The organism is Fenollaria timonensis, assembly GCF_001457835.1.
GTDB lineage: Bacteria > Bacillota > Clostridia > Tissierellales > Peptoniphilaceae > Fenollaria > Fenollaria timonensis.
Genome location: NZ_LN898229.1, coordinates 602,513 through 615,816, shown reverse-complemented (window position 1 = coordinate 615,816; position 13,304 = coordinate 602,513). Strand labels below are relative to the sequence as shown.

Annotated in this window: 17 protein-coding genes; 1 reads left to right on the top strand and 16 read right to left on the bottom strand. The window is 32.8% G+C overall.

Features of this window, described 5'->3' with window-relative positions; translation table 11 throughout:
• Positions 1–59: 59 nt before the first annotated feature.
• Positions 60–668: a ParB N-terminal domain-containing protein gene (locus BN3004_RS02885; protein ID WP_058259755.1), complete on the bottom strand. Its 609-nt coding sequence runs from the start codon at positions 666–668 to the stop codon at positions 60–62.
• A 184-nt stretch (positions 669–852) separates the two neighbouring features.
• On the opposite strand from BN3004_RS02885, the gene BN3004_RS02880 reads away from it, so the two are divergent.
• Positions 853–1,095, top strand: coding sequence for a hypothetical protein (locus BN3004_RS02880; RefSeq protein ID WP_058259754.1), 243 nt, complete (start codon positions 853–855; stop codon positions 1,093–1,095).
• 185 nt (positions 1,096–1,280) lie between these two features.
• Here the strand turns inward: BN3004_RS02880 and BN3004_RS02875 are convergent, their stop codons facing one another.
• The 15 genes from BN3004_RS02875 to BN3004_RS02805 all read right to left on the bottom strand — a co-directional run bounded on the left by BN3004_RS02875 (position 1,281) and on the right by BN3004_RS02805 (position 13,188).
• Positions 1,281–1,751 carry a GNAT family N-acetyltransferase gene (locus BN3004_RS02875; protein WP_058259753.1) on the bottom strand — a complete coding sequence of 157 codons (471 nt, stop codon included), beginning with the start codon at positions 1,749–1,751 and terminating at the stop codon, positions 1,281–1,283.
• A gap of 78 nt (positions 1,752–1,829) precedes the next feature.
• Positions 1,830–2,468: a VanZ family protein gene (locus tag BN3004_RS02870; RefSeq protein WP_058259752.1), complete on the bottom strand. Its 639-nt coding sequence runs from the start codon at positions 2,466–2,468 to the stop codon at positions 1,830–1,832.
• Positions 2,469–2,480: 12 nt separating this feature from the next.
• Positions 2,481–2,903 carry a hypothetical protein gene (locus BN3004_RS02865; protein ID WP_058259751.1) on the bottom strand — a complete coding sequence of 141 codons (423 nt, stop codon included), beginning with the start codon at positions 2,901–2,903 and terminating at the stop codon, positions 2,481–2,483.
• Between the two features lie 30 nt (positions 2,904–2,933).
• Complete coding sequence (locus BN3004_RS02860; RefSeq protein WP_058259750.1) at positions 2,934–3,503, bottom strand: DJ-1/PfpI family protein; 570 nt, start codon at positions 3,501–3,503, stop codon at positions 2,934–2,936.
• 300 nt (positions 3,504–3,803) lie between these two features.
• A complete protein-coding gene (locus BN3004_RS02855) occupies positions 3,804–4,193 on the bottom strand; it encodes a GNAT family N-acetyltransferase (RefSeq protein WP_242854183.1) in 390 nt (129 codons plus the stop codon).
• A gap of 47 nt (positions 4,194–4,240) precedes the next feature.
• Positions 4,241–4,429, bottom strand: coding sequence for an NUDIX hydrolase (locus BN3004_RS02850; RefSeq protein WP_242854182.1), 189 nt, complete (start codon positions 4,427–4,429; stop codon positions 4,241–4,243).
• A 128-nt stretch (positions 4,430–4,557) separates the two neighbouring features.
• Entirely contained in the window at positions 4,558–5,301 is a 744-nt protein-coding gene (locus tag BN3004_RS02845; RefSeq protein ID WP_058259749.1) for a hypothetical protein, read from the bottom strand.
• A gap of 68 nt (positions 5,302–5,369) precedes the next feature.
• Complete coding sequence (locus BN3004_RS02840) at positions 5,370–7,895, bottom strand: DUF4268 domain-containing protein (RefSeq protein WP_058259748.1); 2,526 nt, start codon at positions 7,893–7,895, stop codon at positions 5,370–5,372.
• A gap of 122 nt (positions 7,896–8,017) precedes the next feature.
• Entirely contained in the window at positions 8,018–9,061 is a 1,044-nt protein-coding gene (locus BN3004_RS02835) for a Fic family protein (protein WP_058259747.1), read from the bottom strand.
• A gap of 101 nt (positions 9,062–9,162) precedes the next feature.
• Positions 9,163–9,648: an NUDIX hydrolase gene (locus tag BN3004_RS02830; protein WP_058259746.1), complete on the bottom strand. Its 486-nt coding sequence runs from the start codon at positions 9,646–9,648 to the stop codon at positions 9,163–9,165.
• Positions 9,649–9,690: 42 nt separating this feature from the next.
• Entirely contained in the window at positions 9,691–10,110 is a 420-nt protein-coding gene (locus BN3004_RS02825; RefSeq protein ID WP_058259745.1) for a GNAT family N-acetyltransferase, read from the bottom strand.
• A gap of 29 nt (positions 10,111–10,139) precedes the next feature.
• On the bottom strand, positions 10,140–11,168 hold the full coding sequence (locus BN3004_RS02820) for a S66 family peptidase (RefSeq protein ID WP_058259744.1): 1,029 nt from the start codon (positions 11,166–11,168) through the stop codon (positions 10,140–10,142).
• Positions 11,169–11,196: 28 nt separating this feature from the next.
• A complete protein-coding gene (locus BN3004_RS02815) occupies positions 11,197–11,655 on the bottom strand; it encodes a GNAT family N-acetyltransferase (protein WP_058259743.1) in 459 nt (152 codons plus the stop codon).
• A 136-nt stretch (positions 11,656–11,791) separates the two neighbouring features.
• Complete coding sequence (locus tag BN3004_RS02810; protein ID WP_058259742.1) at positions 11,792–12,241, bottom strand: ASCH domain-containing protein; 450 nt, start codon at positions 12,239–12,241, stop codon at positions 11,792–11,794.
• A gap of 416 nt (positions 12,242–12,657) precedes the next feature.
• A complete protein-coding gene (locus BN3004_RS02805) occupies positions 12,658–13,188 on the bottom strand; it encodes a GNAT family N-acetyltransferase (protein WP_081935465.1) in 531 nt (176 codons plus the stop codon).
• Positions 13,189–13,304 lie beyond the last annotated feature (116 nt).

Genomic DNA, 13,304 nt, shown 5'->3' with positions numbered 1-13,304 from the left:
TTTTATTTTATCATTTTATCGGAACAATAGCAAGGGTATCAGGCCAACACCCCACCCATTCACTCTCTATTCATATAATAATCATCGCAAAACTTATCCCACTTCTCTACATATACCTCATGCTCAAGCAAAATCAAGTCTTTTGCTGAGTATATATTTCTTTTTCTTGCTTCATCAAAGAAGTAGTCGAAGCCATCGAAGTCTTCGCTAAAATAAGCGTAGACGTGCTTGAAGCCAAGTATATAAGCAAAGTAGAGGCGTGTGTGGCCATCTAAGGATACGTATGTTCCCTCATGCATCGCAACGGGGATGATTACGTCTTCTTCGCCACCCACAAAGCTCTTAACTGCTTCTAATTTATCTCTATCGACGAAGAACTGTATCGGCTGGATTTTATCTATATCAAGCTTAAAAAGCTCGACACCTTTGAATTGCTTTACAAGCTCACCGCTTTCGTCATAAAATTTTGTGATATGCTCTGAGTTGAAGCGAAACTCGTCTATGACCTCGTTGAAATATGTTTTGTCTCCTTTTATTATTGCCTCGCTCTGTGATATGATTTTGATCTCAATAGACACATCGCCATCTGCAAGGTAGCAGCCATGCTGGTTAAGCGCTTCTTGACTAAACCGCTGGTCGTCGTATGTGTTGATTCTAGTTATGTTCATTAACTCACCACCTAATTTACTTCTTAAGTCTATTTTCTAAGTATATAATTTATTTTATCATTTTATCGGAACAATAGCAATAGTATCGCAGCAATATATATGCTTTTTCGAAACGATTGACATGAATATGGTAAAGTGGTATAATGACATAAAGAATATTCATAGTATTTATAGGAGGCGTTTTATGTATAAATCTAGACGAATAATTGCTTTTCTTCTTTCTTTGATGCTTATAGTTTTAACATCTGCTGCTTGTGCGAATAAGGATGAAGACCTCTACACAAAGGCTGATCTTGAAGCGATGGATGCGCATGAGCTCTATGAATTGTTAAAAAAGAATGGTTTAGAAGCTGGTGCTGACATTAAGGAGATTCTTTCTGACAAGCAGCTGGAAGAGTACATCAAAGAGGATTTTGATTGCTTATAGATGGTGCTTGCTCAAGAAGTGATAGTGCTTATAAAAATCTCGCTGATGAAGTGGAGAAAGTTTACAAAAAATTGATTAAGGAGTAGTTATTAATTTTTAGTCAATGCATAAAGATAGAGGACAGTTAATCTGCCCTCTTTATTGTTTATAGCTCTTTAAAATAGTTTGTGTGATTAATAATCTTTTCACTCACTCAAGTACTTTACATATATTTGACAAGGGTTCCACTCGTCCCACAAATCCGGAAAGACTTCTAATTCTTTATATCCGACTGCTTTGTAAAATTTATTCGTTATGTCGTACTCTTCGTAATGGCCGGACTGAACGGTTTTTACCTGTGTGTAAGTGTAGCCTAAGCTCTTTGCTAAGTCTTCATAGGCCTTATTTAGCTCTCTTCCTGCGCCGTGATGATGGAATTTTTTCTTTACGCCCATAACAAAGATCTCTGCACAGTCTGGGCTGCTTGTGCCAAGGACGATGAAGCCTACTAGCTCGTCTTTATAAAAGCTTGCTATGAATGGCTTTTCTTGTGACTCTTGAATGTAATTTTCTGTGCTCTCGGGCAAGCCGAACCATTCTGGTAGATCGTTAAACACTTCTCTAGCGATATTTTCTTTTTCTTTTTTATCAATTATTTCTTTTACAATAAATTTCATGCTATAACTAGTCCATTATCCTTTCATCTGTAATTATGTGCACTATGCCATTTTATAAGCTTGCCTATTTATAGAATATTACCACTTTTGAATTTCTCCACTCATCTTAGATGCAAAGAGAATATCGTAGATATAAAGCTGGATAGTCAGCATAATCAATATAGTAATAGTCCACAGAATTACTGGCTCATATAGGCTATATTTGCCTTTTGTCCGAAATTTTTCAAGCAATGAATCGGAAAATGATCTACTAAGTAATTCATATACTCCATAACCTAGTACTGCTCCAAAAGTATTCGTAATCAAGTCATTTATATCTGTAGTCCCAAATCCAAACATTTGAATGATTTCTATAGACAATGAAAATAGAAATCCAAGCAAAAAAACTTTGGATAAGCTATTATATTGCTCATAGAGTAGTGGCAGAAAAATTCCTAATGGAAGAAACAAAATTACATTTAAAATTGCATCTTTAGGCCCTCTTATCATATCTATAAAAGGTAGTAATGAAAATTTCGGTGAAAAATTTGCTTTTAAACAAACACCTGTTGCAGACAAAACTCCGACAAGATAAAAAGAAAATATAAAAGCCAAAATTATATGTCCTTTGCTTGACCTATTGCCTAATGATTTTAATATTATAAAATATAATATTAGTAATGCCATAATAGGCAGATATCCACTTATTGCGTGATTGAAAATAAATTCTAAATCCATAAAAATTCCTTTCTATTTATTGTAAACAAGTTGTATCATGTTTACCTCTTTCGTTTTCACTATACCATTTGTGAGTAAAGCAATAATTATATTAACTAGTGCTTTTATAATATTTATTAAATTATTGCCATCAAATCCTGTGATTATTAAAATGGTTAAAACAGGATATAAGGAGTAGAATAAATCTACAGCTTTCAATTGTTTTTCTAAAACTTTTTTCAATAAAACTACAAGATTAATTATAATTAATATAAAGTGAGCTAAAAGCAATAAGGCAAATATTAAATCCATAAGTCTACTTTGTGTGTTTTTTATAAGATCTGTATCATAGATATAATTAAATTTTCCTTCAAATTTAATAAATAATGCTATGAAAGATATTATAAGTAAATGTGAAATTAAAGTAATTATTCTAAGTTTTTTATAATTTTTCATTTTAATACCTCGAATTTTATAATTATTACTTTAAATTCCAAAACTTTTTGGAGATATTTCAATTCCTAGCATTTTTGCAAATTGTATTCCAAACTTTACAAAATTATAAGATACTGAAGTGATGATTTTATCTTCTAAAATATAACCCTCCTCAATTGGATTTTCTATACATTCATCCCAATCTTTCATTAGAGTTAAATCAGATTCTAAAAATCCTTCTTCTAAGAGTTCTTCTTTGTTTACACCTGCCATAAATGGCTTAGCATTAAGAATTCCTGCTTTTAGTAGCAAAACTGGAGCAATTGATATGGCACCTATTACTTTATCGCTAAATTTTTTTATAAATTCTATAATTTCTGGATCTTTGACTGCAGATTCTATATATACTGCTCCCGGCAATAATAAGCTGTCATATTCATTAATGTCCAAGTCAAATATGGTTTTATCAGGTACGATTTTTAGTCTTTCTTCACTTAATATTACTTCTTTACTTTTTGCAAACACAACAATTTCTTTATTTTTAAGTGCCAAAATTTCAAGAGCAACACTAATTTCAAAATGACAAAAAGAATCATAAAGTAACACAGCAGTTTTTTTCATAATATTTCCTCCTATAATTCACTAAGTAAATAAACGACGGATAACCCTAATTTCACCCTCACTTTGACCGTCATTTTGACCGACATTTTGGTGATATTTTGAGTGACATAATTTAAATTCTTTGCGTTTTTACGATTTGCTCACGATTATTTTTATATTTTTCTAATATTTTTGCTTAAGCTCTAAGATTGCAATTATTCTTGCAATTTCTTACTTTACTATCTTTCAAATCTTATTTAAGCAGCTTTCTTTTGAATACACTGCGGCCATCACTTTCTCCAATAAATTCAAAATCATTTTTCATCGCAATTCGTTTGGTATTTTCTTGGTTCGGGTCACACTAATAATCAAGTTTTTCCCTATATTTGAACTACGCTTTATAAAGGCTTTTGTTAATTCATTGGCATATCCTTTCCCCCAGTATCTCTTATTGAGTATCCAACCAAGTTCGAAGGAGTCTTTGTCATACTCATGAAATATTACATATCCGATAAACTTCTGACTAAAATCTTCTACCGCATAAATCAAAGGAGGGTTAATCAGTGCGACACTATTTAGAAAATTCGCTGTTTTTTCCCATGAAAAAGGCGGTTCTATAAATTCCATGACATCTTCATCTGAAAGTAGATTATAGAGTTCCGTTAGATCATTATTAGTAAATTTTCTTATCTTTAATCGCTCAGTAATCATGCAGTCCCTCCTTCCTTTATATAATTATTATATCACAACTCGTCCCATTAAACTCTTTCATCTGTAATTATATGCTCTACTCCATTATGCTCTGAGCTAAGATATTCTTTCATAAATGTCGGATATGCTTTGCATTTATCAAGCTCATCTATCGGCACCCAATGCATTGTCTCTTTAGCGTCCGACTCTGTAGTTCTTTGGCCCGTAAAATTTCTTTTGCCCATGGGCTTCATCATATGGCAGTAATAGATCATCTCTTATGATGACAGCTGCGATTCTCACTCCATATTGTTCTTTTCTATTATCACTATAAAATTCTTAAAACTCTCCTTTAAGCATATAAGACAATTATACCAAAATTTTTCTACCTAAACATTATAGAGCTAAAAGTTACAGTTTTTATCTGTGGAAAGTCGTTATAAAATTCAATTATCCCAAGTATTGCAATATCATAAATTTTTTTCGTATCAATGTTATCGTTCGTCGTACCCCTAAAAACACTTGTCTTTTTTATCCATTCATTTTGCTTATTTGTTTTTATAATTAATTCATAACGTTTACCATTTTTAGTTGCAATTTCTTTAGTCTCTAATTTTGCATGCCCATAGAAAATAAATATTTTATTTTTTTCAGATTTATCAAACCAAGTGTTTATAGATTTTCTTGGAATAAATTTTCTAACGCCACTACCTTTTTTGTTGTCCACCTCTATTACTAAAGGATTGTCTTTAGATTCATTATTTATACCACTACCTTCTTTTGCTTTTTTGGGAAGCAATTGATTTAAAGCTGCTTCTAACCTATCTTGTATCTGTTTATCACTTAACAATCTAACAAATTGTTTAATCTCACTCTTGGTTGCACAATCGTGTTTAAATGAACAATATTCAGCATGGTCTGATGAAGGAATTTTTGATAAAAACGCACGTCTAATTGATGTCTTATGGGTAAAACTTAATTCAGCTATCTTACATTCTGGGCAAAATATATGACCTCGATATTTTGAAATATTTCCATTATTTTTCTCATATTCTTTTTGTATCTCATACAAATCATGAATCTGATCATCTTCATTATAATAAAACTCCTCAAAGCTTACATTAGCCAATAAAATCACTCCTATATTACAAAATCTAATTCAAAACATATATTTTTCAGATTTAATTATGTCCTAAATCATCCAAGATACGGCACTATGACATCATAGAATTTTTTGCTCCACTCTGCATGGAACCTTGCCATTTGTAGCCAATCTGTTTCATTTCTTATACTCACTCCATTTAACTGATATGAAATCTTTGATGACTTGATATCATCACCGCGGCTCCAAACGAGAGATACTCCTAAAGCCTTTTCAATATCTTCCTTATGAGTCATCAGCATGTCAAAGGCTTTCTTATTCTCTTCTTTCTTTACTTTTCCTAAATGCAAGTCAACTCTTGCAAAATCGATGTTTGCTAAACAGCTAATTTTAAATCCGATAATTCCAATGAAACCGCTAATCCAGTTTTCCTTTGATGGATTTACATTAACAAAAGAAGCATTCTCTGCATTAATTTCTTTGATGAAATCTAATGCATAGTCCCAGTACTTTCTTCGTGTCTCGTACCTTGTCCCCGCCTCTTCCTCGGCACCTTCATTCTCTTCACGTAAGTAAAAAACTAAATCGCTTGGATCAGCATCATATAGTTTAAATACTTTGTTCAAGACTGAAAGCTTAGTTTGTGTGCTTGTATTAGTCCACACGTAAATGCCGTCGCCTATTTCAACGATCTTTTTGAAATCCGCTTCATTCATAGTAAAGTTTAGAGCGAGACCATCATCTTTAGATGCGGCAAGTTTTGTAATTACGCTCTTGTCTTCAGCATACAGAATTTGTAGTACTTTTTGGAACATTTCTACCCAGCTTGAAACTGGCTGCTCTGTGTTCTTGTAGCTGAAGCGCGCAATTAATCTTCCGCTTAATGAAACATCATCATCAAGTGTATATGAATCCATTTGCTTTACTGCCGGCTTGAATGTAGTCGTCGGTGCAGCCCAAATTTCAAGAGATCTTCCCATCAAATATTGATTACGCTCTTCTAGTTCAGCCAAAGTCCATTTATCTTTCTTGGCAATATAAGTATTCATGCGAATACCGCTGTCTCCAAAGCCATTCTTCATTGATTTCTTTTCCTCGAATGTGCTGTTACTGTATTTTGAGTTATAGGCAGTCAAAGTCAGATTGGCAATTCTATGTAGCCACATCTCGTGAATCTCTTCATAGTCTTCGCCAAGTGCCTTGATCCAAGCTGGTGTCAAGTGCTGAGGCATGATATGCTCGATTGAATAAGTGCCATCATCACAGTGACAATATACATCCTTGTCCTCTAGGGTAGAATAATTTTCAAGACGCTCCATGATATAAATCTTGTTCTTGCTGTTCATCTGATAAATTTGTCTTTCAGTAAATCTCTCAGCAAATTCATCGTCATCAGGGAAACGTGCTCTATCCTTCTTTGATAAAAGTGCATACTTAAATTTTTCAACGTACCCTTCATCATTACCCTCATATCTAGTTATTTCTCTATGGAGCGTAGAGAATATTTTATTCAATGCATTGGTCGGTAGATCACATATTGTTCTTCTGAATAAATAATTTTCTGTAATCAAAAATATTTCGGCAAGCTCTGATATATCAAGTTTATTTTCGTCATAAAGCCTTAATACTTCAAGGAAGAATGGTCTTGTAACCGTTGTCTCCAATCTATTTAGTCTATAGATGCATGCATCCAAGGCCTTGTTCTCTGTGCCGCCACTTAACAAAATTTCATATCTTTTAGCATATGCCAGCAAATCTTTTAATAGCTCTTCTGTTTCAATTGATTTTTGATCGACATAATCCTTGAAGCTCATATAAATTTTCTTCTGTGATGGTATTGCAAGCTGCTTTATACTCAAGTAATCCCTTACAAAGGAGCTGACATCATATTTAGTACATTCTTCAATTCTGTTCCAATATTTATCATAGTATTCATCTTGTTCTTTTGACGGAAGTCCCATCAAGATAAAGTTTCTAATTTTATCGCCCTCGCTCAAATCAAGGCCGGTTGAGTTCAAACTTTCAAATATTAACTGAGGGTTATCTTCATTGTTAAGTGTAATATTAATAATCTCCAAACGGAAGAGTGCATCAAATAATTCGTCAATACTTATCTCTTGCTTTTGAATTCTTTCATAGAAATAATTATAGTTAGTGGTAAGGTTTGACTCTCTTATGTATTCATCAGTATCATTAAATAGCTTGCCATATGCCTTCTGATCGTTCTTTACAGGCTTTAGCTTAATACGAGTCTCCTTTGGCTGATATTTATCAACCAAGTATTCTTCATAAATTCTATTGCCCAAAAACTCATCCTTAGGTATTAGTATGCCAGCGTTAATAAGATTATACATTGCTAAGAGTAATAATGAAACCGTTGTTAGTCTCTGCTGGCCATCTATTACAAGAAACTCCATATTTTTTCCAGATGGTTCATAGACAGAAACCATACTACCAAAGAAATGACTTCTTCTATCGTTCTTTATTACTTTAACGAGGTCATCATAAAGCTGTTTGCAATTCTCTATCTTCCAGTCATAGTTACGTTGGTATACCGGAATAATAAAACGCTTATTGGAACCATCCATGTATTCTATTAACCTACATTCTGAACCTTTCATACTTCCTCCTTCAAAATATTCTATAAATTGATCTAATTAATAATTATATTAAATGGTGCTTTTATAATATTTATTAAATTATTGATATCAAATACTGTAATTATTAGATTTATAGAATAATTTTAAACTTTAATATACTTACTTGATCTTCCCTTACCTACTTGCTTAATTAAGCCACTGTCTTTTAATTCTTTTAATGCCCTTTCTATAGTTCTTTGAGAAATATCTGGGCAAAGCACAACTATATCTGATTTAGATAATGGCTCTAAAGAATTTTCAAATATCTTCATTACTCTATCTGAAGAGGATAAAGATTTTTCTGATATTAGTTTAAATCTTTCATCGCATTCACTATATGCCTTATATATGACCGAAAGCATATATTTTATAAAGGGCAAGTCGTTATTAGTTCCAGAGTGCCAATTTTCACTAGAAGCTTGCAATTCTTCATAGTAAATATCTTTCGTCTCTTCGATAATCATTTCTAGTGAAATATATCTTCCTACAAAAAATCCATTTTTGTAAAAAAGTAGCAAAGTCAATAACCTTGACATTCTGCCATTGCCATCAGCAAAAGGGTGTATAGCTAAAAAATCATGAATCACAATTGGTATTAGTAATAATGGTGGAATTTTTAAGCTAAGAGCTTTATTATAAGCCTCAATCATTGCATCAATATACTTTTCTGTTTCAAAGGCTGATACAGGCTGAAATCTAACTATTTTCTCGCCAAGGGAATTTACTTCAACGATGCTATTATCAATTGTTTTAAATTTCCCTTTATGACTTTCCCCTGAATAAGAATAAAGCCTATTGTGTAAGGTCAAAATATTATTTTTTGTAAATTCAATATTCTCATAGTTTTCATGAATGATGTCAAGAACTTCTCTGTAACCATATATCTCTTCTTCGTTTCTATTCTTAGGCTCGCTTTTTTTATACATTAACTTTTCTAGTCTTGTATCATTTGTTGAAATACCTTCTATGGCATTAGATGATTTTGTAGACTGAATTTTAGCTACTTCTACCATTTTATCGAGAACATCAGAAAAATTAGCTACGTATAGCTCCTGTTTTCCCTTATATTCATAGATTTTTGATATTAAATCATACATTTTTGCCGGTATATTTAATTCTAACAGTTTTGAATAATCAAATTCTCTCATAGAGTTCCACCACCTTCCTCGCCATTATATCACAAATGGCGTATATAAATCAATAGTGGCGAGATTATTTTCGCCATATTAATGAGTTTGAACATGATAAATCATATTCTTTCATCTGTAATTATATGCTCTACTCTATTATGCTTCGAGCTAAGATAGTTTTTCATAAATGTCGGGTATGCCTTGCATTTATCAAGCTCATCTATCGGCACCCAATGCATTGTCTCTTTAGCACCTGACTCTGTAGTGCTTTGGCTCGTAAAATTTATTTTGCCCATGGGCTTCATCATATAGTAGAGTGCAATCTCATGGAAGTCTACTCCTTTTAAGCCAGAGCTTCCGATGAAGAAGTTCTCGTGTATTACAGCAAGGTGATCTACCTCGTAATTAAGGCCTGTCTCTTCAAATACTTCTCTCTTCACGGCTTCTTCTGACGTCTCGCCCATGTGCACTGCTCCGCCAACTGAGTAGTAATAGTCATCCTCATCATTTCTTGCAAGCAAAACGCATCCCTCTTCGACTATGATGGCTGCTGCTCTATATCTAAATGCTTTTTTATCGTTAATAATAGCACAATTATGCTCCATAGTTTTTCTCCTTTATATACTTTCTCATCTAAGATGCGTAACTTATGGTTCAAATGCAAACAGGCTTCCAAGCTGAATTGAAAATCCAAGTGATTTATACATTTGTATATCGCATTGTGCACAAGCAACAGTCATTGAACTTATAGGACTTGACTTATATGCAAATTGGACTAGCTGGCGTGCTATTCCTTTATGACGAAAGTCAGGACATATGAAAAAATCTTCAAATGTTCCACTTGGCATATAATCAAAAGTTGAAAAACCAACTGTTATTGAACAGCAGCCTGCCAATGCATCACCTTCCCATGCTCCGAAAAATAATATTTCCCCTTTGCTGATTGCATCTTTCAGACGTTTCTTGGATATATCATTCGGTATATCCTCTCCTATTTCTGCTTTATATTGCTTTTGAAGTTCCCACAAAAGATCTATGTGTGAAGCGTCTATTTCCTTATAATCCATTCATAACCTCCATATAAACTCCTATTTGTTTAATAATTAAATGATATAGTTTGTTTATTTACATTAACTTCTGCTTCTACCCCAAAAGGAATTATACATCTTGGAGTTGAGTGTCCAATATTTATATTATAGACAATAGGTAAATCTTTATTAGTAATTTCTTCTAATAAAATAGATTTATACTCCTCATAATAGACTTCATTTTGAGGTTTCCCTACTAGTATTCCTGACAATACATCAAACAAGCCGTAGTCTTTTAGAGCAAGTATCATTTTCCTATATAAATCTGGTTTTGTTTTTTCTTCACTTGATTCTATAAGTAAAATCTTATTTTCCCATGCCTCAAGGCTTGGAAATAAATCATATTTGTTACAAATTTCTACTGTGTCTTCAAATCTAGAATTATCGAACATATCATATATTGATTCTATGCATCCGCCTAAAATTTCTCCACTAAATAAAGAATTTCCTCTTAAAAGCTCAAAACCAGTATTAGTATGACTTTTCATTTCTACTCCAATAGCCTTCTCGCTAAAATCTTCCCTTGCCTCATACCAAACTTCACTTGGATGTATCTCTTTTATTTTCCCCGTTTTTATAAGTTCTAAAAAATATTTTTCTGTATAAGCTAAGATATTATCAGATATTTCGCATACATCTGGCAAGAAAGCCTGACCATAAAATGTTTTTATGCCAAGCTTATTTAGCATAAAGTGATTTATTGTTGAGTCAGAAAAGCCTAAAAAAAGTTTTTGTTTGACAATATTTTTTAATCTATAGCCTTCGAACAGAAAAGGCGCTAATCTATAAGTATCTTCTCCACCAATAGCACATAAAATCATATCAATAGTGTCATCTTCAAAAGCAAGTAGCAAATCATCTGCCCTAGCTTCTGGATGATTTTTTAAAAAATCAATGCCTTTCAGAGAATTGGGTAAAAACTCTACCTCTACACCTAGCTTATTTAATCTGTCTAATCCTATTTTTATTTCATGCTCAACAAAACTTTCCCCCAAAACGCCACTAGATAAGCTAACAATTCCTATTTTCTTTATCATTTATTTTCTCCTTATATCTTTTCAAATCTTATTTAAGCAGCTTTCTTTTAAATACACTGCGGCCATCACTTTCTCCAAGAAATTCAAAATCATTTTTCATCGCAATTCGTTTGGTATTTTCTTGGTTCGGGGCACACTCAATAATCAAGTTTTTCCCTATCTCTAAGCTACGGTTTATAAAGGCTTTTGTTAATTCATTGGCATATCCTTTCCCCCAGTACCTCTTATTAAGTATCCAACCAAGTTCGAAGGAGTCATTGTCATACTCATGAAATATTACATATCCAATAAACTTCTGACTAAAATCTTCCACCGCATAAATCAAAGGAGGGTCGATCAGTGCAACACTATTTAGAAAATTCACTGTTTTTTCCCATGAAAAAGGCGGTTCTATAAATTTCATGACATCTTCATCTGAAAGTAGATTATAGAGTTCCGTTAGATCATTATTAGTAAATTTTCTTATCTTTAATCGCTCAGTAATCATATGTCCCTGCCTCCCTTATATCCTTTCAAGTCTCACAACGCTCTTTCCCTACCCTACAATATCTGTACAAGTTTTATAGGTTTTATCTCGTAGAAACTTATAACTTGCAATGCTCGATAAACTGATATTTGTTGATTCAAATTTTCACACCTACTAATACTTTAAATTCCTCTAAAACTACTAAATCATCATCTTTTAATGCTTCATCTATTTCTTTTAGTTCATTGTTAAAAAAATCTATATGCACTTTTTTCCAATATTCTAATGTTCTGTTTCCTTCACCTTCTTTATATGCATGTTCAGACGATACCTCTTTAAACTGAACAATTTCAACTCTAATAGTTTCTATAAGAAATTGATATTCATCTTTACTATTTGTAATGATACTTAAATCACCAACTTTTGGTAAATCCTCATTTTCCATTTCATAAAATTTATACAATGAAGATGTGGCTGTTTTTATTCCATGAGATATTAAATATAACAGTTCATCTTCAATACTCTCATCAAAACTCCACATAGACTCATCACTAACATTTAATTGATTTTCTTTAATGTATTTTTCAATTTGCTCTCTCATGTTCATTATTATCTTCCTTACAAATTCTAATTTACCTTATTCTTCCCCGTCCATACCGTTGACATAACCTACCAAAATATCCAAAATGCTTACCTACTTGATGCTACAAGCAAGTATTTAAAAAATATTTTTTATAACTAATTTCAAAATTTCCAGAGTCTTATTATTGAATCTAAAAATCATACACCTATTAATTTTAAGCCTTTCAAAGTCTAGTTACTCATTTTCTCTTGTCATCAATACTACACTCTCAACATGTATTAAGACTACTCTGATGATAACGCTACATCAAGAATAGCAGCTTCGCCCTACTTGTGCGAGGGAAACCGGCACCGGAAATGATGTCGGAGAATGTATGTCAACGTCTTCGGAAGTTCATTGAAAGCCATAAAAAGTGTGAGTTGAAGGATTAGCTTCTCCGTTTAATGGTTTACAGCAAGACGTATTTCCTTTTCTGTTGATTCTGTTAACCACTTGCCAAAAACCTCAGATTCTTTTGATTCGATATACCCCAAATCCCTATATCCAAGTTTTTGAAGGAGTAGCCTGCTCGGATAATTCTCTATTTCAGTGAAGCAAATAAAACCCATTAAAGGGTATAGGCAATGCAAATAATCCATCAAAGCGGAAAGCGATTCAAAAGCATACCCCATTCTGTGATGCTTGTAGGAAATCGTGTAACCCAAAGAAAATGTCCCTTTATTAGGAAGCACAACAATCTCACCGATCATTTCGTCCGTCGCTTTTAACGCAACAGTCATAATAAACGGTTTATCTGCGGATAGTATCTCGAATTGATATTTTTTAATCAGAGCTTTAATCCCATCCATATCTTTTGTTTGTCCACGTTGATATTTTGAACAAATTGCATTATTTCGATAGTCTTTCATCTCTACCGCATCTTTCAATTCGACGTTGCGAAGTATAAGCCTCTCTGTTTTCAAAATAATCATAATAACCTCCTTTGATATAAGTATGACAAAAATATAAAAATTTATTCAGTACACCCAATTCAAGTTTACTGTTTTCTCTTCCCTGTACCAAATTCGGACGATTGTCCGAAAACCGC

What these genes read in the sequence shown, in the direction of transcription:
- BN3004_RS02815 (WP_058259743.1), bottom strand. Translation starts at nt 11,655, where the DNA reads ATGATTACTGAGCGATTAAAGATAAGAAAATTTACTAATAATGATCTA.
- BN3004_RS02855 (WP_242854183.1), bottom strand. Translation starts at nt 4,193, where the DNA reads ATGATTACTGAGCGATTAAAGATAAGAAAATTTACTAATAATGATCTA.
- BN3004_RS02840 (WP_058259748.1), bottom strand. Translation starts at nt 7,895, where the DNA reads ATGAAAGGTTCAGAATGTAGGTTAATAGAATACATGGATGGTTCCAAT.
- BN3004_RS02830 (WP_058259746.1), bottom strand. Translation starts at nt 9,648, where the DNA reads ATGGAGCATAATTGTGCTATTATTAACGATAAAAAAGCATTTAGATAT.
- BN3004_RS02860 (WP_058259750.1), bottom strand. Translation starts at nt 3,503, where the DNA reads ATGAAAAAAACTGCTGTGTTACTTTATGATTCTTTTTGTCATTTTGAA.
- BN3004_RS02820 (WP_058259744.1), bottom strand. Translation starts at nt 11,168, where the DNA reads ATGATAAAGAAAATAGGAATTGTTAGCTTATCTAGTGGCGTTTTGGGG.
- BN3004_RS02835 (WP_058259747.1), bottom strand. Translation starts at nt 9,061, where the DNA reads ATGAGAGAATTTGATTATTCAAAACTGTTAGAATTAAATATACCGGCA.
- BN3004_RS02810 (WP_058259742.1), bottom strand. Translation starts at nt 12,241, where the DNA reads ATGAACATGAGAGAGCAAATTGAAAAATACATTAAAGAAAATCAATTA.
- BN3004_RS02850 (WP_242854182.1), bottom strand. Translation starts at nt 4,429, where the DNA reads ATGATGAAGCCCATGGGCAAAAGAAATTTTACGGGCCAAAGAACTACA.
- BN3004_RS02865 (WP_058259751.1), bottom strand. Translation starts at nt 2,903, where the DNA reads ATGAAAAATTATAAAAAACTTAGAATAATTACTTTAATTTCACATTTA.
- BN3004_RS02885 (WP_058259755.1), bottom strand. Translation starts at nt 668, where the DNA reads ATGAACATAACTAGAATCAACACATACGACGACCAGCGGTTTAGTCAA.
- BN3004_RS02875 (WP_058259753.1), bottom strand. Translation starts at nt 1,751, where the DNA reads ATGAAATTTATTGTAAAAGAAATAATTGATAAAAAAGAAAAAGAAAAT.
- BN3004_RS02825 (WP_058259745.1), bottom strand. Translation starts at nt 10,110, where the DNA reads ATGGATTATAAGGAAATAGACGCTTCACACATAGATCTTTTGTGGGAA.
- BN3004_RS02805 (WP_081935465.1), bottom strand. Translation starts at nt 13,188, where the DNA reads ATGATTATTTTGAAAACAGAGAGGCTTATACTTCGCAACGTCGAATTG.
- BN3004_RS02870 (WP_058259752.1), bottom strand. Translation starts at nt 2,468, where the DNA reads ATGGATTTAGAATTTATTTTCAATCACGCAATAAGTGGATATCTGCCT.
- BN3004_RS02880 (WP_058259754.1), top strand. Translation starts at nt 853, where the DNA reads ATGTATAAATCTAGACGAATAATTGCTTTTCTTCTTTCTTTGATGCTT.